The organism is Streptomyces tibetensis, from assembly GCF_007655005.1.
GTDB lineage: Bacteria > Actinomycetota > Actinomycetes > Streptomycetales > Streptomycetaceae > Streptomyces > Streptomyces tibetensis.
Window position 1 is genome coordinate 74594 of the sequence record NZ_SZVW01000022.1, and the last position, 20181, is coordinate 94774.

The following is a 20181-nucleotide window of genomic DNA, read 5'->3' on the forward strand; positions in this document are numbered from 1 at the left end:
CGTGGCGGGCCGCCGCCGTTCGCCCGGGCGTTGCCCCTAAGGAGCGAATCAGGGGCAAAACCCTCACGTCACAGTGGATTTGCCGCCACGACATGCCCGGCGAACCCGAAGGAATGAATGCGCGGCGAACCGCGTCCGCCACCGTGAACGAGCCCCCACACTGCGACTGCGTATCCACAACCGTGCTCTCCGGCCGTCCCGCCCGGCGCACCGCGCACGCGGCGCCGACCGGCCGCACGAGAGCCAGGGACGACCGAGGGGGGAACGGTGGCGCAGCGGCGCACTCCGTTGGGCGACCGGGCCCGTTACTGGTTCGACAGCACGCTGGCCCGGGGTGCCTCGGCCCTGTTCGGCTGGATGGCGCTGCTGTGTCTGACCGTCGTGGTCCCGGCCAGTGCCCTGGTGGTGTGGACCGACCCGCACGCTCCGCGGTCCCTGCCGGACCGGCTCGTACAGGTGTGGCGCCTCACCGGGGAGACGCTGCGACTGGGCGGGGCGACCGGCAGGCCGCTGCGCGTGACGATGTCGGTGCTGCTCGCCCTGGTGGCGCTGCTGTACGTCTCGACGCTGGTCGGCCTGATCACGACGGCGCTCACGGAGCGGCTCACCGCGTTGCGGCGTGGCCGGTCGACCGTGCTCGAACAAGGGCACGTCGTGGTCCTGGGCTGGTCGGAACAGGTGTTCACGGTCGTCGGCGAGCTGGTGGCCGCCAATGCCAACCAGCGGCGCGCGGCGGTGGCGGTGCTGGCCGACCGCGACAAGACCGCGATGGAGGAGGCGCTCGCCACGAAGGTGGGACCCGTCGGCCGGACGCGGCTGATCTGCCGCAGCGGCCCCACCACCGACCCGACCGTGCTCACTCTGACCAGTCCGGCGACGGCCGGCGTCGTGCTGGTCCTGCCCCGCGACGAGCCCGACGCCGATGCCGAGGTCGTCAAGACGCTGCTGGCGCTGCGGGCGGCCCTGGCCGGGGTGAAGAACCGCCCGCCCGTCGTCGCCGCCGTCCGGGACGACCGCTACCGGATGGCCGCCGGCCTCGCCGCCGGCCCGGGCGGAGTCGTCCTGGAGAGCGACACCGTCACGGCCCGGCTGATCGTCCAGGCCGCCCGCCGCCCCGGGCTCTCCCTCGTCCACCAGGAGCTCCTCGACTTCGCCGGCGACGAGTTCTACCTGGTCGGCGAGGAGTCCCTGACGGGCCGCCCGTTCGGCGACGCGCTGCTGTCCTACCCGACGTCCAGCGTCGTCGGGTTGGTGCGCGGCGACACCCCGCTGCTCAACCCGCCGCCGCAGACGACCGTCGCCGCGGACGATCTGCTCATCGTCATCTCCCGCGACGACGACACGGCATGGCCGGGGGAGTGCGGGCAGTGGGTCGAGAAGGCGGCGATGGTCTCCGGGCCCGCGACGTCCGCGCGGCCGGAGCGGGTCCTGCTGCTCGGCTGGAACCGCCGGGCGCCGCTCATGATCGAGCAGCTGCGTCGCCGTGCCCGGTCCGGGTCGGTCGTCGACGTGGTGGCGGACGGCGGTGAAGCGACGGTCCGGCAGGTGCGCGAGTCCGCAGCGCCCGACGGCACCGGCCTGACCCTCACCCTCCACCTGGGGGACGTCACCCGCCCGGAGACCCTCCGGCGTCTGGACGTGCACTCCTACGACAGCGTGATCGTCGTGGGCGAGGACCCCGCTCCCGGACACCCCCCGGACCAGCCCGACAACCGCACGCTCGTCACCCTGCTGTTGCTACGACAGCTGGAGGAAGCGTCCGGGCGTGAACTCCCCGTCGTCACCGAGCTGGTGGACGACCGAAACCGGGCGCTGGCACCCCTCGGCCCCGGAGCCGACGTGATCATCAGCGGCAAGCTCATCGGCCTGCTCATGGCACAGATCTCCCAGAACCGGCAGCTCGCGGCGGTCTTCGAGGAGCTGTTCTCCGCCGACGGCACCGGCATCCGCCTGAGGCCGGCCGGCGACTACGTGCTGCCCGGGTGCGAGACGGCCTTCGCCACCGTCGTCGCCGCGGCACGCGGGCGCGGCGAATGCGCCATCGGCTACCGGAGCCACGACGACGCCTCGACGAGTCCGGGTTACGGCGTGCGGGTCAACCCGCCCAAGTCCGAGCGCCGCCGCTGGACGGCCGCCGACGAGGTGATCGTCGTGGGGACGGATTGAGGGAGAACCGGGAGTTTGGACGCGCGAACGCGACCGGCGGCACGCGCGGAGCGCCGGGTCGCCCGTGCGGGCACCCGGCGCCCCCTCCTGGGCGGGTCAGTGCGCGAACGCCGTCAGGACGCCGTCCTGGCCGGGTGCGAACACGCGGCCGTCATGGGTCGCGATGCCGGGGTTGACCCAGCCGCGCCAGTCCTCCTCCGCGAGTACGTTCTCCATCGGGTGCGGCTCGGCCCAGAGCTGGTAGGACCAGACCGCAGCGCCGCTGCGCTCGTTCAGCACCACCAGCTTGCCGTTGCCGTCCTGGACGTACACGTACCCGCCCGCGACCAGCCGGACGGTCGCGGCCCCGCGCGGGCTGCGGTAGCTCCAGGCCGTCTTGTACGTCGTCGTGCTGATCGCCTTCACGACGCCCCGGTGGGCCACGTACACCCGGCCCGGGCCGAACGCGGGAGTGGCGTCGGCGGGGAAGGACCGCAGGACGGCACCGGTGTTCCGGTCGTACGCCACGGTCCGCTCGTCGGCGAGGTCGTCGCTGCGCAGCCACAGCGCCCCGGCGCCGCGCGCGATCGGGTTGCCGCCGAGCGCGAGCAGGTCGGGTACGTCGTAACGGCGCAGCTCCCGGCCGGTGTGCCGGTCCAGGAGCTGGTACGAGGCGTTGTCGAAGCCGAACCACACGCCGAGGTCGTCGACGACCACGGGCGACCATCCCCAGTCGACGAGCGGAGCCCGCCACAGCTCGGCTCCGTCGCTCGGGCGGAGCGCCAGCGCCGTGCCCCGGCCGTCCTGGGTGTACAGCGTGCCGTCGTACCAGGTCGGCGGGTACTCGCAGGAGCCCGAGCCGATGCTGCGGGTCCACCGCTGCCCGCCCGTCGCCGGGTCCCATGCGGTCACGACGCCCCTGCCGGTCTGGGTGTAGAGGAGGCCGCCGCCGTAGGCCAGGGTGGCCTTGGGGTCGTTGTCGGCGATCAGCCGCTGGGGCCACAGCCTCTTGCCGGTGGCCGCGTCGAGGCCGACGAGTTCCATGCGCGGGCCGCCGCTCTCCTCCTCCTCGACCGCGTTGACCACCACGAAGACCTTCCCGCCGACCGCCACCGGCGCGGAGACCGCCGAGCCCAGGTCGACCGACCAGGCCTTGGTGAACGGCGGGGCGGCCGTGGCCCCGGTGACGAAGCTGTCGTTACGCGCGTTGGCGCGGTAGCCCAGTGTGGCGTCCGGCGGTTCCGAAGTGGCCTTGACCTTCGCCTTGGCCCTCGCTTTGGCGATGGCCGTCGCGGCCGCGGCTGCGTGAGTGGCCGCGGGTGCGGGAGTGGCCGCGCCGCCGGGACCGGCGCCGACGGCCAGGACCGCCAGCGCCGTCGCCACCACACAGCTCGATCTCGCCCGGACGCGCCTCGTGGAACTGCCCATGGAAACCCCCCTCGGGTCGGATGAAGTGGGCCGGCGCACCGGCCGCCGCTCCGCATACCCGTGGAATGGAGAACAACTCCCTTGCGACGAGGGGAACTTCGGGCGGGAGCCGATCCTGGCGGCCCGCCCGGCACAAGCGATTCACGTGCCCGTGATCCTTGTGAAGAAACATGAAGATTCGACTGTGTGTTCGTCTGTGTGCAGGGCACCTGAGGGAGCGGAGGTTGATAACTATGGTTCCCCTGCTTCTCGTCCTGCTGCTGGCCCTGGTCCTGTTCGGTGCGGGCTTCGCACTGAAGGCCCTGTGGTGGATCGCGGTGATCGTGCTGGTCCTGTGGCTGCTCGGCTTCGTGGTGCGCACCGCGGACAGCGGTGGCCGTAAGGGCCGCTGGTACCGCTGGTAGACCGGCAGCACGTCGGTGGCGAACAAATCGCCAGGAATGGGGTAGACGAAAGTGACCCGAAGCTCTCCCAGGAAAGGCGTTCCATTTCCATGGCCGACACCAAAGACGTCGTAGAACTCATCCTTCAGGATCACCGGCGCATGGAAGACCTCTTCCGTCGGATGCGGAGCGTCGAGGACGACCGTGCGGGTGCCCTGCGGGAGTTCGCGGACCTGCTGATCGCGCACGCGCAGGCCGAGGAGGCCAAGGTCTACCCGGCGCTCAAGCGGTACAAGAACATCGATGACGAAGAGGTCGAGCACGGCGAGCACGAGCACGACGAGGGCAACGAGGCCCTCCTGGAGCTCCTCGAGGTCGAGGAGGTCGGCTCCGAGGAGTGGGACTCGAAGCTCGAGGAGCTGGTCGAGGCCGTCACCCACCACGCCGACGAGGAGGAGCGCACCATCCTCAACGGCGCGCGGGAGAACGTGGCGATGGAGCGGCGCGAGGAACTCGGTCTGGCGTTCCTGCAGGAGCGTGAGCGCCGGCTGAAGGCCGGGTGCGGTTCCGTGGAGAACGTGCGCAAGATCGTCGAGTCCTGACCCGGCCAGGCCGGCCCTGATGGTCACCGCCCGCGGGCGGTGACCATCAGGGCCGGTTGCCGTCGCGCTTCGGGTGGCGTGGTGGCAGGCCTGGGGTCTGTTCCCCAAGCCCGTTCCGAGTGAGCTGTCCGTCGGCAGCGAGGATGCCGGAGAGACTCACGGCAGGGCACGCCTGCAGCGACACCGGAACTCTCTTGGCGAGCGAGGTCAGAGCCACTGCCGGGCCCTGCAGTCCTCACCGTCGAAGGCCGGAGGCCGGCCGCCGGCTTTCCCTCGCCCCCACCACACATCACGGCGCGGAGCGAAGGCCAAACCCTCTTCTGGAGCACGGCCTAGGCGGGGCGGTCGGTATCTGTGCGCAGAGTGGTGCGGATACCGGCGGTGACCGCGACGATCAGGCACAGGGCGATGACGGTCTCGGCCCAGAAGAAGGCGAACCAGTCCATCACGCAGCCGATCGGCGGTGTGCCGGGGGCGGTGTTGCGGAACGCCGCGAGAGCGAACAACGTGGCGGCCATCCACGCGAGGGCCGGCCAGACCAGACCCTGCCTGCGGGTCGTCAGAAACCAGGCCCCGAGAAGCACGGACGTCGCCAGCGCCCACATCACGACCATCATGAAGACCGCGAACACGATGAGGCTGCCCGACCGGGACAGCTTCAGCCCCAGGACGGCCTCCTGTCCGGAGGGTGGGGGAGTCACGGCGATGGAGAAGAGGGTGTCGTTGTTGGAGAAGAGCATCCGCACCGGCACCGGCTCGCCACCCAGCACCGCCCAGAACTCGATGTCGGTGTCATAGGTGTCGAACGGGTAGTCGCTGATCGACCCACCCGTGAGTGCGACCTGCACGTCCTTGGGGGCGAGCCGCTCGTGCGCCTCGAACGCCAGGTCGCCGAGGGTCGCCACGGACGTCTGGAGGCGGAGATCGGCCACCGGAGCGGTCCCCTCCTCCTCGCCGAGAGCGCCGCGCGGGCGCACCCGGGCCCGCAGGACGAGTTCTCTGGCCGCGGCGTCGACGCTCTGGGCCGTGACCTCCACGTCCACCCGGTCGGCGGCTCCGGATCCGACCGTGTGCACCCTGTCCTTCGCCTGCCGCTCGGTGAACTGCAGCCACGACCCCACGGACACCGCCACCAGGACGAGGACCGCAAGAGGAAGAAGGACGAGCAGGACGGACGCACCGGAGCGGCGTGGGCGGGGCGACTGTGCGGGCGCGGCCATGGTGCCTCCGCAGAGGTGGGCGGGGCGACGGGCTCGTCCCGGCCGGCGTCGGGAGCGGAGCCTTCGCCCGTGCGGTCTGTCAGGGGGCGTGTCGGTCCGCCCTCCGGCAGGGCGGACCGCGAAGTCACTCTTAGATCACAGGCAGACACTGTAGGTGCTGGGCGACTCGTCCTCGTCCCACGAACCGCCGTAACCGCCTAGCCCCCCGAGCCTCCCGAGCGCGCCGCGCAGTCGATGTCCGCGCCGGCAGGCGCCCCGTCGCGAGGTAGGCGTTGACCGCACCGTCGGCGCAGGCCGACCCGTAGACGCCGTACACCGCGTGCTGGTCGGCCCCCTTCAGGGTGACCAGGCGAGAGGAGGGCCACATCGCGCGGACGGCCTCGGCGCCTTCGTGGGAGGTGCGCGGGTCTCCGGTGGCGCTCACCAGCAGGGCCGGCACGTCGTCCCGGACCCTGGTCGGACGCTCACGGGGCCGGTCCCAGAACGTGCAGGGATTGAGGTTGTTCGTGACGGGCGCGAACAGCGGATCCTCGGCGCGGGAGCGCTGGACGTCGCGCCAGTACACCTCGGGGTCACGTGGCGCGGCGTTGTCGCCGCACACGATCGCCGTCTGCGCGCTGCCGTAGGGGGAGTCGGTGCCCGTGAGCACGAACTCGAGCACCCCGGCGAGCCACGGGGACGGTGTCACCCGCTGCCCCCGCGAGGCCCGCAGCATGTCCCGCACGCCCTGCGCGAAGTCTCCGTAGGCGGCGTCGTTGTGCTGCGACAGGCCGTTGAGGACGACGATCGGCATCAGGTGCCCGTCGAGCCGGTGGTCGCCGAGCCGCAGCGGAGTGCTGGCGGCGGCAACCCGGACGCGTTCCACCGTGGCCAGTACCTCACCCCGCGTACGGCCCAGTCCGTAGGACGCGTCGCGAGCGGCGGCCCAGGAGGCCCACCCGCGCAGGGCGTGGCGGTTGGACGGCTCGGCACCCCGCCACAGCCGGGCGCTGTAGCGTTGCGGGTCGATCACACCGTCCAGGACGATCCGGTCGGTGCGGCCCGGGAACATCGAGGTGTACACCTCGCCGAGGTAACTGCCGTAGGAGTAGCCCAGGTAGGAGATCCGCCGCTCACCGAGGGCCGCTCTGATGACGTCCATGTCGCGCGCGGTGTTGCGGGTGGTGGCATGGGGGAGGGCGTCGCCCGCGTGGGTGCGGCAGCGGTCGGCGAGGTTCTTCGAGAAGGCCGCCATGCGGTCGAAGCCGGCCCGGTCCGCACCGGCTCCGCGCCAGGCCGAGCCGGTCGGCCAGCGGCAGTCCAGTGGTGTGCTGCGGCCGATGAAACGAGGGTCGACGCCCACCACGTCGTACCGCGCGGCGACGTCCTTCATCGCCTTGCGCACCCACGGCGCGTCGCCGAGCGAGGGCCCGCCCGGGCCGCCGCCGTTGAGGAGCAGGGGGCCTACGCGGCGTTCGGTGTCGGTGGCGCGGATCCGGGAGATCGCGACGGTGAGGGTCCGGCCGCCGGGGTCGGAGTAATCCATCGGTACGGTCACGTCGGCGCAGCGGGCACCGGCCTGCTCCAGTTCCTTGCCGGTGGCGTCGTCGGCCCCGAGTACGCAGCTCTTCCAGGTCAGGTGCTGCCGGTGGTAGCGGGTGAGAGGGTTCGGGGTGGCCTCGGCGGTGGCGGGCAGCGCCGTGAAGGCGAAGGCCGCGGCCGTCGCGGCCAGGGCGGCACGTCTCGCGGTTCCCGTGGAGCCGGGTAACACGTGGGGAGTCCTTTCTGTCGTTGTCGCCTCCTCGACGGCATGGCAGGGGCATGCCGGAAGAGGGGTGCTGTGCGTCAGAACGCTAGGGACGGTGCGCCGCGCGATCACTCCGGCTGGCAGCCGGTCCCCGGTGGGGTCATCCCCAGCGGGAAGAGGGGGGAATGCCGTTTCCATGGCAGGGACGACAGCCCGTATCTGCGCCCCGAGCTGGGACGATGCCTGGGCAGACCTTGTGCAGGTCGCTGCAGGGGGGTTGTCCAGACATTCTCTCGCGCCTAGGGTCCCTTCCGAGTGCAAGCGCTTTCCAAGCGCCTGTCCGCCGGTTGTCCGAGGAGCACCGCATGTCCGTGACCCCAGGGTCTCCCGCCCGCCGCCGCGTGGCCGTCGTCGGCACCGGAGCCATCGTGAGCGGCAGTCACCTGCCCGCGCTCCGGGCCCACTCCGGCCGGGTGGAACTGGTGGCCGCCGTCGATGTCGACCAGGAGCGCCTCGACGCCTTCCGCGAGGTGGCCGGTGACCAGGTCGCCGGGTACACCTCGGTGGACGCGATGCTGGACGCCGTACGCCCCGACCTGGTCCTCATCGGGACGCCGCCCTCGCTGCACCGCGAACAGACGGTGGCCGCGCTGAAGGCCGGCGCCTGGGTGCTGTGCGAGAAGCCGCTCACCCTGTCGCTCGCCGAGTACGACGAGATCGCCGCCGCCGAGGAGGCCTCCGGCGGGTACGCGTCGGTCGTGTTCCAGCACCGCTACGGCTCCGGCGCCGTACACGCCCGCGAGCTGATCACCAGCGGCGAGCTGGGAGCCCCGCTGGTGGCGCACTGCCAGACCACCTGGCACCGGGACGCGGCGTACTACGCGGTGCCGTGGCGCGGGAAGTGGGCCAGCGAGGGCGGCGGCCCGACCATGGGCCACGGCATCCACCAGTACGACCTGCTGCTGCACCTGCTCGGCGAGTGGGAGGAGATCCGGGCCATGGCCGCGAGGCTGGTCCACGACACCGAGAGCGAGGACGTGTCCACCGCCCTGGTGCGTTTCCGCAACGGCGCCCTCGCCACCGTCGTCAACAGCGTGCTCTCCCCGGACGAGGTGAGCCGCATCCGCATCGACTGCGCCGACGCCACGGTCGAACTCACCCACCTGTACGGCCACAGCAACGACAGCTGGGCCTACACCCCGGCCCCGCACGTCGCCTCCGAGCGCGCCACCGCCTGGCGCACTCCCGCGACCGACGTGCCCAGCTCGCACACCGCCCAGCTGGGCGCACTCCTCGACGCCTACGACACCGGCACCCGGCCACCCGGCAGCGGCCACGACGCCCGCGCCACCCTGGAGTTCGCCGCCGCCCTGTACAAGGCGGCGTTCACCGGCCGCTCGGTGCACGCGGGGGAGATCGGCCCCGGTGACCCCTTCTACGAGGCCATGCACGGCGAGTACCCCGACTGGGCCCCCAAGGAGCAGGCATGACCATCCGCGTCACCCACACGCACGGCGAGGACATCGCCGTCACCGCAGGCGGCACGGAGATCCTCCGCTACGTCTACCGTCCCGACCCCGATCCCTTCGAGTCCCGCAAGCCCTACGCCCACCCCGTGCGCACCCTCTCGGGCCGCACCGTCACCGGCTACCGCCCGAACGACCACCGTTGGCACAAGGGCCTGCAGATGACCGCGAGCCATCTGTCCGGGCAGAACTTCTGGGGCGGCAACTGCTACGTCCACGGGCAGGGTTACCTCCACCTGCCCGAGCGCGTCGGCTCGATGCGGCACGACGGCTTCGCGGACTTCACCGTCGAAGACGACCGCCTCGCCTTCACAGAGAACCTCACCTGGATCGAGAACGGCGGCGAGGAGTGGGCGCGCGAGGTGCGCGGACTGACCGTCCACTCGGTGGACGAGGAGGCCGGATCCTGGGCCCTGGACTGGTCGATCCGGCTCACCAACACCCGCTCCGAGCCCCTGGCCTTCGGCTCCCCGACCACCGCGGGCCGCGAGATGGCCGGCTACACCGGACTCCAGTGGCGCGGCCCGCGCGACTTCACCGGCGGCACGGTCTTCGCCCCGGACACCGACGCCGACGCGGGCAAGCTGATGGGCACCCAGGGCCCCTGGCTCGCCTTCACCACCGAGCACGACGACGTCGACGACCACTCGACCCTGGTGTTCGCGCACGCGCCCGAGAACCTCGACGGGACGTCGCCCATCCACGAGTCGCACTGGTTCGTCCGCTCCGAGCCCTTCCCGACGGTCGCGTTCTCCTGGGCGTTCTTCGAGGAGTTCGAACTGCCGCCGGGGGAGTCCTTCGGGTACCGGTACCGCATCGTCGTCGCCGACGGCGCCTGGGACCGGGACCGGGTCGGCACCCACCTGGAGGGTCTGCCGTGGTGAGCGAACCCGAACCGGCGGGCCTTCCGCACCCGCTGCCCGGCGCGATCGGCCTGTCCCACCTGAGCGCCTACGACTGGGAGGCCGCCGACGGCGTCTGCGGCGGCAGCCCGCACCTGCACCTGGTGTGCACGGAGGCGTACGTCGTCACCGGCGGCCGGGGCGCGGTCCAGACGCTGAGCCCGGACGGCTACCGGGAGATCCCCCTCGAAGCCGGCTCCCTCGCCTGGTTCACGCCGGGCACCGTGCACCGCATGGTGCAGGGCGGCGACCTGCGCATCACGGTGCTGATGCAGAACAGCGGCCTGCCCGAGGCCGGGGACGCCGTGTTCACCTTCCCGCCCGAGGTGCTCGCCGACCCCGACCGGTACGCCGCAGCGGCCGCACTGCCGCCCGGCACGGGACCGGAGACGGCCGCGGCCGCCCGACGCCGCAGGGACCTCGCAGTCGAGGGTTACCTCGGGCTGCGCGAGGCCCTCGTCGCCGGCGACAACGGTCCGTACCTGGAGTTCCAGCGGGCCGCCGCCCGGATCGTGCGCGACAAGGTGCCCACCTGGCAGGCCTTGTGGCGGGAGGGCGCCCTGGCCACCGCGGAACGCACCGGCGCCCAGCTCGACGCCCTGGCCGCCGGCGATCCCGCCTACCTCGGCGGGGCCACCGCCCACGAGGCCGCACCCACCCGGCTCGGCGGTTTCGGCATGTGCGGCCGGCGCGACGAGTACACGCTGCCCGGCACCACACTGCCGTACCAGGGGGAGTAACAGCAGAGGCCTGAGGGGGGCTCAACCGAAACTCCGTCGAAGGGAGTGACCTCGGCATGCCCGGACACAGGACAAAGGGGTTCTGCGCGTCGGCCGCCGCACTGGCATTGTGTGCGGTGCTGGCAGGCTGCGGAGGATCCGGCGAGTCCGCGGGCGGCGGCAAGGTCGTGCTGCGCTACACGTGGTGGGGCAACCCCGACCGCGCGGAACGCACCGAGCAGGCCGTCGCGCTGTTCGAGAAACAGCACCCGGACATCGACGTGGCGACGTCGTTCTCCGGCTACGACGCCTACAAGCAGAAGCTCGCCACCCAGGCCGCCGGCGGTGACGCCCCGGACGTGATGCAGCTGGACTACCGCCAGATCGACCAGTACGCCTCCGGCGGCGTCCTGCTCGACCTGGCGAAACAGAAGTCCGTTCTGCGCACCTCCGAGATCGACCCGGGCCTGCTCGCCACCGGCCGCGTCGACGACGTCCAGTACGCGATCCCACAGGGCCGCGGCACCGAGACCGTCGCCTACGACGTCCGGACCTGGAAGAAGTCGGGCGTCCCCCTGCCCGGCGAGAGCTGGACCTGGAGCGAGTGGGCCGACACCATGCGGGCCCTCGCGAAGCAGACCGGCAAGCCCGGGGCGACCGACCCCGGCCAGAGCGAGGACGCCTTCGAGGTCTGGCTGCGCGGGCAGGGCAAGGCCCTCTACACCGAGGACGGCGGGCTGGGCTTCACCGCCGGCGACCTCACCCGCTGGTGGACCTTCACCGACCGGCTGCGCCGCGAGGGCGCCGTCTCGCCCGCAGAGCAGACCACCCAGCTCGACGGATCCGTCGAGAACACCCCGCTGGGGCGTGGCACGTCCGTCACCGACGCCAACTGGGACGCCCCGGCCAGCGGCTTCGCCGCCCTGGTCAAGGGCGGCGTCGCCCTCGCCCCGATGCCGACCGGCGAGGACGGCACACCCGGCCAGTACTTCAAGCCGTCCATGTTCGTGGGCGTCTCGGCCGACACCGGCCACCCCGAGGCGGCCGCGCAGCTCGTCGACTTCTTGATCAACGACCGGCAGGCCGCGAAGATCCTCGGCGCGAGCCGCGGCATCCCCGTCAACGAGACGATCCGCGACGAGATCGGCCCGCAGCTCAAGGACTTCGACAAGACCATCGCGGGCTTCCAAACCTCCCTGGAGGGCAAGCTCAAGGATCCGCCCCAGGCCCCGCCCTCCGGCGACAACGCCCTGCAGAGCACCTTCCAGCGCGACTACGACCAGGTGTCCTACGCGCGCATGTCGCCCCGCGAGGCGGCCGAGAACTACGTCACCGAGGCGAAGGCGGAGCTGAGGTCATGACCACCACCGCGATCCCCGCGGAGGCGAGGCGCGCCCCCGCCGCCGCCCCGAAGCGCCGCCCCAGGCGCGAACGCGAGGGCGCCGCCTGGGTGTTCCTCTCGCCCTGGGTGCTCGGCGCGATCGTCCTGACGCTGCTGCCGATGGCCGTGTCGCTGTACCTGTCGTTCACCGACTACGACCTGTTCAGCCCGCCGAAGTGGGTCGGTCTGCGCAACTACGTGCAGATGTTCACCGAGGACCCCCGCTACTGGCGTTCGGTCGCGACGACCCTGACCTACGTCGCCGTCGCCGTGCCCCTGCAACTCGCCCTCGCCCTGGTCGTCGCGCTCGCCCTGAAGGGCATGAAGCACGGCAAGGGCTTCTACCGCTCCGCGTTCTACGCACCGTCCCTGCTCGGTGCGTCGATGTCCGTCGCGCTCGTCTGGCGGGCGATCTTCAACGACGGCGGCACCGTGGACAACCTGCTGGGCACCGGCGGCTGGGTGAACAAGCCCGGCTGGGCGCTGTTGGCCATGGCCCTGCTGACGGTGTGGCAGTTCGGCGCCCCGATGGTCATCTTCCTCGCCGGGCTCCAGCAGATCCCCGCCGAGCTGTACGAGGCGGCGGCCGTCGACGGAGCCGGAAAGTGGCGGCAGTTCCTGTCCGTCACCGTGCCGATGCTGTCCCCGGTGCTCTTCTTCAACCTGGTCCTGCAGACCATCCAGGCCTTCCAGGTGTTCACCCCCGCCTTCGCGGTCAGCGCAGGCAAGGGCGGACCGGCCGACTCGACGCTCGTCTACACCATGTACCTCTACGACCGCGGCTTCGTCGCCTCCCACATGGGCTACGCCTCCGCCATGGCCTGGGTGCTGCTCCTCGTGATCGGTGTCGTCACGGCGGTGCTGTTCCGCACCTCGCGCTCCTGGGTCTTCTACGCCTCCGAGGGGGACCGGTGACCTCTACGACCGTTGTCCACAGGCCTGTTCGGTGGGGACGCGTGGCCCTGCACGTGGGCTGCCTGCTCGCCCTGCTGGTCATGCTGTACCCCCTGGCCTGGCTGCTGGCCACCTCGCTCAAACCCGCCGACGAGGTCATAGCCAGCCTGAACCTGCTGCCCAGCCATTTGGAGTGGTCGAACTACGCAACCGCCCTCGACGGCGTCAACGACGTCTCCATCTGGCGGCTGCTCGGCAACTCCCTGCTGATCGCGGGCGGCGCGGTCCTCGGCAACGTCATCAGTTGCTCACTCGCGGCCTACGCCTTCGCGCGGCTGAGGTTCCGCTTCCGCGGGCCGCTGTTCGCCTTCATGATCGCCACGATCATGCTGCCGCACCACGCGGTGCTGATCCCGCAGTACATCATCTTCAACCAGCTCGGCCTGGTGAACACCTACTGGCCGCTGATCCTGCCGAAGTTCCTCGCCACCGAGGCGTTCTTCGTCTTCCTCATCGTGCAGTTCATGCGCAGTCTGCCGCGCGAGCTGGAGGAGGCGGCCCGGATCGACGGCTGCGGGCCCTTCCGGAGCTTCTTCCAGGTCGTGCTGCCGCTCACCCGGCCGGCCCTGATCACCACCGCCATCTTCACGTTCATCTGGACCTGGAACGACTTCTTCACCCAGCTCATCTACCTCTTCGACCCGGAGAAGTTCACCCTCACGCTCGCGCTGCGCTCCTTCGTGGACGCCTCCAGCACCTCCGCCTTCGGCCCGATGTTCGCCCTGTCGGTGATCGCGCTGCTGCCGATCGTGCTGTTCTTCCTCGCCTTCCAGCGGTTCCTGGTGGAGGGCATGGCGAGCTCCGGACTGAAGGGGTGAGGGAAATGGCAGCGAGGGACACGGGCGAGGTGTTCGGCCCGCGCATGACGCTGTTCGCCGACGTGCTGAGCATCGGACTCGCCACGGCGGCGGCCTGCCTGCCCCTGGTCACGGTCCCGGCCGCGCTGTCGACGGCGTGCGCCGTGCTGCGGGGAGCGGGAGTGGGCCAACCCGTCACGGCGGGGCGGTACTTCGCCCTGCTGCGGCGGCGGTTGCGCGCCGGCGACCTGGTGGCGGGGGCCGTCGCCCTTGCGGGTCTGCTGGTGTTCGCCGCCGATGTGGCGCTGGCCGGGGCCGGACTGCCGGGAGCGCCGGGGTTCGCGGTGGCGGCCGCGGTGATCGGCACGGGCGCGGTGGTGGTCGGGCTGCGCGCCTGCGGGCGCCCCGAGTCGCTCACCGACTGGCGGGCCGCGGTGCGCGGGGCCGGCCGGGACGCCGTGGCGGACGTGGGCGGCAGCGGCCTGGTTCTGCTCGCCGTGGCGACGGCAGCGCTGTGCGCCTGGATGCTGCTGCCGCTGGCCTTCCTCGCCCCCGGGCCACTGGCCCTGGCGCTCACCGCCGTCGACGTACGCAGGTCCGCTGCCGTTCTCCCTCAATAGCCGGAAGTTCAGCAGTCATTGGTGCACATCAGGTGTGATCACGGGGACGAGTTGGTCATCCTCTTGTCATGAACCTGCGGCTCGATGGGCGGGTCGCAGCCTCATGGAGGTGTGGGATGCACCGCAGATTCGCAACCGGTCTTGCCGCCACGACCCTGACCCTCGTCACCGTGGTCGGCGCCGCCACGAGCGCGAGCGCCGCTCCTGCCGACAAGCCGCAGGTGCTCGCGAACTGGACGCAGACCAGCGCGTCCAGCTACAGCACCTGGGCCGCCGCCCGGGCCAACCAGTCGGCATGGGCCGCGTACGCCTTCGACTGGTCGACCGACTACTGCTCCTCCTCGCCGGACAACCCGTTCGGCTTCCCCTTCTCGATGTCCTGCGCCCGTCACGACTTCGGCTACCGCAACTACAAGGCGGCGGGCACCTTCAGCGCCAACAAGTCCCGGCTCGACAGCGCCTTCTACGAAGACCTCAAGAGGGTGTGCGCGGCCTACAGCGGCGGCACGAAGACCTCCTGCACCAGCACGGCCTGGACCTACTACCAGGCCGTGCGGGCTTTCGGCTGACGGTTCGTCACCGCGAGGGCGCCGGGCAGCGGGGTGGCGCCCCGCGCCCGGCCGAGCCGCGGCTCACCGGCGCAGAGCGCCGACGCTGATCCGCGGCCACGAACGGGCCGCCGCGAGGAGGGCCTCGGTCCTCGCCGACGGGGTGGCCGCCGCTGCCGCCAGGGCCGCCGCCGCGCTCGCGATGCCGAGGACCGCGCCCGCCGCCACGTCGCCCGGGTAGTGCACGCCCGTGTGCACGCGGGAGTAGCCGACGGCGCTCGCCAGCGCGCCGAGGGGTACCGCCGCGGGCGGCAGGACCACGCCGACGGCGGTGGCGAAGGCGACCGCCGACGCCGTGTGCCCGGACGGGAACGAGGCGGAGGTCGGCATCTTGACATGCCGGTCCACCGTCACCCGGGCCGCTTCCCGGTCCGGCCGCGCCCGGCGCACCAGGCGCTTGCCGAGCAGGTTGGCCGAGGCCGATGCCACGGCGATCGCACCGACGCCCGCGAGGGCGGCCTTGCGCGGTCGCTTCCCGGCCAGGGACAGGGCGGCGGCGATGGCGAACGAGATCTTCGAGTGGTCGGCCGCGTGCGACAGATGGCGCAGCGTCCGGTCCAGGGTCGGCGTGGGAGTGGCGGCCACCGCCGCGTACAGGGCGCCGTCCACGGCCCTGAGATCGCCGAACACGGCGCTCAGGAGCCGGCCGGGCCGACTCGCGAAGCCCCGGGAGTGCTGAAGCGGACGGGGGGCGTCCGCGTCTGTGGTCGTCGGATCGGTCATGTGCTTCTCCCCGCAGTGGCCTTCCCCAGCAAGGTACCGGCTCACGCCCGGCGCACGCTCGGCGCCCCTGCGAGCCGGTACCCTCCGGGTGCCCGGACGGCGGACGACCACCCCGGTGATCCGGAACACTGAGCACATGCCTCTGCTGCCCCGCCGCACCCTGCGCGCACTGGAGCGTTTCCACGCCGCCCGGCCCTGGGACCACAACGCCCACTTCCACCGCTGGATCCTGCGGCAGCTTCCCGAGCGGGTGGGCGGTGCCCTGGATGTGGGATGCGGCAGCGGCGACCTGGCCCGGCTGCTGACCGGCAGGGCCGCCCGTGTGCACGGAATCGACGCCGACCCGGCGATCACGGCCCGGGCGCGGGAGCTGACCCCGCGGGCGGCCCCCGTGACGTACACGGCGGCCGACGCGCTGACCGGTCTCGGTGGCCGGTCGTACGACGTCATCACCTGCGTCGCCGCCCTCCACCATCTGCCGTTCCCCGAGGCCCTCAAGGCCTTCCGTGACCATCTCGCCCCCGGTGGGACCCTGGTGATCGTCGGCGTGGCCCGGGAGCACACGCCCGTCGACCACCTGCTCGGCATCGCGTCGATCCCGCTCAACGTCCTCATGGCGTTGCTGAAGAACCGGGGTCGCCCGGCGCCCCGCCCGGTCTCGATGACCGCACCCACTCGTCCGGCGGACCTGACCTTCTCCGAGATCGCACGCGAGGCCCGGGCCGTCCTCCCCGGTGTCCGGCTGCGTCGGCGCCTGTTCTGGCGCTACACGCTGGTGTGGCGGCGCCTCTGACCCCTCGGTGCCTCAGTCGGCGGCACGGAAGGTGCGCAGCCGCAGCGAGTTGCCGACCACGAAGACCGAGGAGAAGGCCATCGCCGCCCCGGCGATCATGGGGGTGAGCAGGCCGGCCGCGGCCAGTGGCAGGGCCGCCACGTTGTAGGCGAAGGCCCAGAACAGATTCGAGCGGATCGTGCGGAGCGTGCGGCGGGCGAGCCGGACGGCGTCCGCCGCGGCCCGCAGATCGCCCCGGACGAGCGTCAGGTCGCCGGCCTCGATCGCGGCGTCCGTGCCGGTGCCCAGGGCCAGACCGAGATCGGCCTGGGCGAGGGCCGCGGCGTCGTTGACACCGTCCCCGACCATCGCCACCGACCGGCCCTCCGTCTGCAAGCGCTTGATCACCTCGACCTTGTCCTGAGGGAGCACCTCGGCGACGACCTCCTCGATGCCCACCTCGCGGGCGACGGACCGGGCCACCGCTTCGTTGTCGCCGGTCAGCAGGATCGGCGTGAGACCGAGCGCCCGCAGCCGGCCGACGGCCTCCGCGCTCGTGTCCTTCACCGCGTCGGCCACCTCCAGCACCGCACGTGCCTCGCCGTCCCACGCGACGGCGATAGCTGTGCGCCCGGCGTCCTCGGCCGCCGCCCTGGCACGGGCCAGGCCCTCGGGTAGCTCCATCGCCCAGTCGGCCAGCAGCCGCTCCCGTCCGACGAGCACCGCGTGGCCCTCGACCACGCCCCGCACACCGAGCCCGGGCACGTTGGCGAAGTCCTCGGGCGTGGGCAGCGCGCCCAGCTTCTCCAGCGCCCCGTCGGCGACGGCCCGGGCGATCGGATGCTCGGAGGAGTGCTCCAGCGCCCCGGCCAGCCGCAGCACTTCGGCTTCTTCCGTGCCCTCGGCGGTGTGCACGGCCAGCAGCGTCATCCGGCCGGTCGTGACCGTGCCGGTCTTGTCGAGGACGACGGTGTCGACCCGGCGCGTGGACTCCAGGACCTCCGGGCCCTTGATCAGGATGCCGAGCTGGGCGCCCCGCCCGGTGCCCACCATCAGCGCGGTCGGCGTCGCCAGCCCCAGGGCGCAGGGGCAGGCGATGACGAGGACGGCGACCGCCGCGGTGAAGGCGGCCGTCAGCCCGACGCCGTTGCCCAGCCAGAAGCCCAGCGTGCCGAGCGCCAGGGCGATCACCACCGGCACGAACACGGCAGAGATCCGGTCCGCGAGCCGCTGCGCGGCGGCCTTGCCGTTCTGCGCGTCCTCAACCAGCCGGGCCATCCGGGCGAGTTGGGTGTCCGCGCCCACCCGGGTGGCCCGCACGACGAGCCGCCCGCCGACGTTGATCGTGGCGCCGGTGACGGGGTCGCCCGCGCCCACCTCCACCGGGACGGACTCACCGGTGAGCATCGAGGCGTCCACCGCGGAGGAACCCTCTTCGACCGTCCCGTCCGTCGCGATCTTCTCGCCGGGCCGGACCAGGAAGTGGTCCCCGGTCTTCAACTCACCTACCGGGACGGTCTGTTCACGGCCGTCTGCCCGCAGCACGGTGACGTCCTTCGCGCCCAGCTCCAGCAGCGCGCGCAGTGCCGCGCCCGCCTTGCGCTTGGCGCGGGCCTCGAAGTACCGCCCGGCCAGGATGAAGGCGGTCACGCCCGCGGCGGCCTCCAGGTAGATGTTCCCGGCGCCGTCCGTGCGCTCGATGGTCAGCTCGAAGGGATGCGTCATGCCCGGTGTGCCCGCGGTGCCGAGGAACAGCGCCCACAGCGACCACAGGAAGGCGGCCGAGGTGCCCAGCGAGATCAGGGTGTCCATGGTGGCCGCGCCGTGCCGCGCGTTGGTGAACGCCGCCCTGTGGAAGGGCCAGGCCGCGTACGTCACGACGGGTGCGGCCAGAGTGAGCGACAGCCACTGCCAGTACGCGAACTGCAGCGCCGGGATCATCGCCATGGCCACGACGGGTACCGCGAGCACCACCGCGGTGACCAACCGCTCGCGCAGCGGCCGCAGTTCGTCGGCCTCCACACCCGTGTCGTCCTGCTCGGCGGGGGGCGCGGGCTCCCGCGCGGTGTACCCGGTGGCCTCGACGGTGGCGATGAGATCGCCGACGGAGACGTCACCGGAGTAGCCGACCTTGGCCTTCTCCGTCGCGTAGTTGACGGTCGCGGTGACCCCGTCCATGCGGTTGAGCTTCTTCTCGACGCGTGCCGCGCAGGAGGCGCAGGTCATGCCGCCGATGGCGAGCTCGACCTCGGTCTCGGTGCCGGTCGTCGTACCGGTGCTCATGACTCAGACCCGCCCGGTCAGCTCGTAGCCGGCCTCGTCCACGACCTCCGCGATCGCGGCGTCGTCGGGCTCGACGGTGCTGGTGACGGTGACATGGCCGGTGTCGAGGTCGACCTCGACACCGCGGACGCCGTCCAGCTCGCCGATGACCTCGGTCAGCGTGGCCTTGCAGTGGCCGCAGGACATTCCGGAGACGGCGTAGGCGGTGGTGGGCATCGGTGCCTCCTCTGGGCGATACAACAGATGCGGTGAATGCGGGGTGGGGGTATCTCCTCACCACCTTCAGGTATACCCCCCAGGGGTATATGATGCAAGCGCGAGAGGGACTTGACTGAATACCCCCCAGGGGTATCGTGAAAATGCATGGAGGCCCCGCAACGAGCGGGAGGCCCGATATCTGAAGGAGCCGACGGCCATGAACACCGGACTGAGGATCACCACCTTCGCCGCCGCCCTGGCAGCGACCTTCGGCGCGGCCTACGGCATCGGACAGGGCGTCGGCCCCGTCGCCGCCGACAGTCCCCCGAAGCACGGAGACGAACACGGCCGGCCCCCGCAGGAGCAGTCGGAAGGCGGTGGCCACTCCGGACACGACACACCCCCGGCCGGCGGACTGCAGATCGCCGAGGGCGGCTACACGCTCGACCTGGAAACCCCGCGCGTCACCGCGGGCAGGCCGGCCGACCTGCGTTTCACCGTCCGGGACACCGGCGGCCGCGCGCTCACCGCCTACCAGCGCGAGCACGACAAGGAACTGCACCTCATCGTGGCCTCACGTGACCTGGTCACCTATCGGCATCTGCACCCCACCCGCGCCGCCGACGGCACCTGGAGCACACCCCTGGACCTGCCCCGCGCGGGCGGCTACCGCGTCTTCGCCGACTTCACCCCGGCGAAGGATTCCCCGGCGAAGAAGAACGCCGAGAACCTCACCCTCGGCGCGGACCTCGCCGCCTCCGGCCCGTACGAGGCCCGGCAACTGCCGCCCGCGAGCACCACGGCCCGGATCAACGGCTACGACGTGAAGCTGGCCGGCGCCCTGCACCCGGGCAAGGCGAGCGAGCTGAAGCTGAAGGTCTCCCGCGACGGCAAGCCCGTCACCGACCTCCAGCCCTACCTCGGCGCCTACGGCCATCTGGTCGCGCTGCGCTCCAGCGACCTCGCCTACCTGCACGTCCACCCGAACGGCGAACCCGGCGACGGCACGACCAGGCCCGGCCCGGACATCTCGTTCACGGCCATCGCACCCAGCTCCGGCGCCTACCGCCTGTTCCTCGACTTCAAGCACGACGGCAAGGTCCACACGGCGGCGTTCACCGTCCGCGCCGGGGGAGCGGCGGCCGACTCCGGTACCCCCGAGGGGCATGCGGAGGACGCCCACGGGCACTGAGC

At 71.9% G+C, this 20181-nt stretch carries 19 protein-coding genes; 13 read left to right on the top strand and 6 right to left on the bottom strand.

Translation table 11 applies throughout. The features are described from left to right. Window positions 1-267: 267 nt before the first annotated feature. Window positions 268-2166 carry a CASTOR/POLLUX-related putative ion channel gene (locus tag FDO69_RS32365; RefSeq protein WP_104785258.1) on the top strand — a complete coding sequence of 633 codons (1899 nt, stop codon included), beginning with the start codon at window positions 268-270 and terminating at the stop codon, window positions 2164-2166. A 96-nt stretch (window positions 2167-2262) separates the two neighbouring features. Here the strand turns inward: FDO69_RS32365 and FDO69_RS32370 are convergent, their stop codons facing one another. Further along, window positions 2263-3573 carry an outer membrane protein assembly factor BamB family protein gene (locus FDO69_RS32370; RefSeq protein WP_104785261.1) on the bottom strand — a complete coding sequence of 437 codons (1311 nt, stop codon included), beginning with the start codon at window positions 3571-3573 and terminating at the stop codon, window positions 2263-2265. 233 nt (window positions 3574-3806) lie between these two features. Between FDO69_RS32370 and FDO69_RS32375 the strand changes: the two genes are divergently transcribed. Both FDO69_RS32375 and FDO69_RS32380 read left to right on the top strand, forming a co-directional pair. Further along, on the top strand, window positions 3807-3977 hold the full coding sequence (locus FDO69_RS32375; protein WP_104785264.1) for a DUF5670 family protein: 171 nt from the start codon (window positions 3807-3809) through the stop codon (window positions 3975-3977). An 89-nt stretch (window positions 3978-4066) separates the two neighbouring features. Next, window positions 4067-4558, top strand: a complete 492-nt coding sequence (locus FDO69_RS32380) for a hemerythrin domain-containing protein (protein ID WP_104785267.1) — start codon at window positions 4067-4069, stop codon at window positions 4556-4558. A 332-nt stretch (window positions 4559-4890) separates the two neighbouring features. On the opposite strand, the gene FDO69_RS32385 is transcribed toward FDO69_RS32380, so the two are convergent. Then, window positions 4891-5778, bottom strand: coding sequence for a DUF4436 family protein (locus tag FDO69_RS32385; protein ID WP_104785270.1), 888 nt, complete (start codon window positions 5776-5778; stop codon window positions 4891-4893). A gap of 130 nt (window positions 5779-5908) precedes the next feature. Further along, window positions 5909-7528: an alpha/beta hydrolase gene (locus FDO69_RS32390; protein WP_104785273.1), complete on the bottom strand. Its 1620-nt coding sequence runs from the start codon at window positions 7526-7528 to the stop codon at window positions 5909-5911. A gap of 341 nt (window positions 7529-7869) precedes the next feature. Between FDO69_RS32390 and FDO69_RS32395 the strand changes: the two genes are divergently transcribed. From FDO69_RS32395 to FDO69_RS32430, 8 genes are all read left to right on the top strand, one after another. Continuing rightward, entirely contained in the window at window positions 7870-8994 is a 1125-nt protein-coding gene (locus FDO69_RS32395) for a Gfo/Idh/MocA family protein (RefSeq protein ID WP_170320973.1), read from the top strand. Then, a complete protein-coding gene (locus tag FDO69_RS32400) occupies window positions 8991-9914 on the top strand; it encodes a DUF6807 domain-containing protein (RefSeq protein WP_104785276.1) in 924 nt (307 codons plus the stop codon). Before FDO69_RS32395 ends, FDO69_RS32400 begins: the two co-directional genes overlap by 4 nt. Then, window positions 9908-10672 (top strand): cupin domain-containing protein, encoded by a 765-nt coding sequence (locus FDO69_RS32405; protein WP_104785278.1) that lies wholly within the window; start codon window positions 9908-9910, stop codon window positions 10670-10672. The genes FDO69_RS32400 and FDO69_RS32405 overlap by 7 nt, the downstream gene beginning before the upstream one ends. A 56-nt stretch (window positions 10673-10728) precedes the next feature. Beyond that, the gene (locus FDO69_RS32410) at window positions 10729-12012 is read left to right on the top strand and encodes an ABC transporter substrate-binding protein (RefSeq protein ID WP_104785281.1); all 1284 of its coding nucleotides are present in this window, start codon (window positions 10729-10731) and stop codon (window positions 12010-12012) included. Next, window positions 12009-12947: a carbohydrate ABC transporter permease gene (locus FDO69_RS32415; RefSeq protein WP_104785283.1), complete on the top strand. Its 939-nt coding sequence runs from the start codon at window positions 12009-12011 to the stop codon at window positions 12945-12947. Before FDO69_RS32410 ends, FDO69_RS32415 begins: the two co-directional genes overlap by 4 nt. Then, entirely contained in the window at window positions 12944-13804 is an 861-nt protein-coding gene (locus FDO69_RS32420) for a carbohydrate ABC transporter permease (RefSeq protein WP_104785286.1), read from the top strand. The genes FDO69_RS32415 and FDO69_RS32420 overlap by 4 nt, the downstream gene beginning before the upstream one ends. A gap of 5 nt (window positions 13805-13809) precedes the next feature. After that, window positions 13810-14403, top strand: a complete 594-nt coding sequence (locus FDO69_RS32425) for a hypothetical protein (RefSeq protein WP_104785289.1) — start codon at window positions 13810-13812, stop codon at window positions 14401-14403. A gap of 116 nt (window positions 14404-14519) precedes the next feature. After that, a complete protein-coding gene (locus tag FDO69_RS32430; protein ID WP_104785292.1) occupies window positions 14520-14972 on the top strand; it encodes a phospholipase in 453 nt (150 codons plus the stop codon). Window positions 14973-15035: 63 nt separating this feature from the next. Here the strand turns inward: FDO69_RS32430 and FDO69_RS32435 are convergent, their stop codons facing one another. Next, window positions 15036-15734, bottom strand: a complete 699-nt coding sequence (locus tag FDO69_RS32435; RefSeq protein WP_104785295.1) for a phosphatase PAP2 family protein — start codon at window positions 15732-15734, stop codon at window positions 15036-15038. A gap of 136 nt (window positions 15735-15870) precedes the next feature. Between FDO69_RS32435 and FDO69_RS32440 the strand changes: the two genes are divergently transcribed. Continuing rightward, complete coding sequence (locus FDO69_RS32440; protein ID WP_104785298.1) at window positions 15871-16527, top strand: class I SAM-dependent methyltransferase; 657 nt, start codon at window positions 15871-15873, stop codon at window positions 16525-16527. Window positions 16528-16539: 12 nt separating this feature from the next. Here the strand turns inward: FDO69_RS32440 and FDO69_RS32445 are convergent, their stop codons facing one another. Then, window positions 16540-18789 (bottom strand): heavy metal translocating P-type ATPase, encoded by a 2250-nt coding sequence (locus FDO69_RS32445; protein ID WP_104785301.1) that lies wholly within the window; start codon window positions 18787-18789, stop codon window positions 16540-16542. Window positions 18790-18792: 3 nt separating this feature from the next. Further along, the gene (locus tag FDO69_RS32450; protein WP_104785303.1) at window positions 18793-19005 is read right to left on the bottom strand and encodes a heavy-metal-associated domain-containing protein; all 213 of its coding nucleotides are present in this window, start codon (window positions 19003-19005) and stop codon (window positions 18793-18795) included. A gap of 199 nt (window positions 19006-19204) precedes the next feature. Here FDO69_RS32450 and FDO69_RS32455 point away from each other — a divergent pair, with 199 nt between their 5' ends. Beyond that, window positions 19205-20179 (top strand): hypothetical protein, encoded by a 975-nt coding sequence (locus tag FDO69_RS32455; protein WP_104785306.1) that lies wholly within the window; start codon window positions 19205-19207, stop codon window positions 20177-20179. Window positions 20180-20181 lie beyond the last annotated feature (2 nt).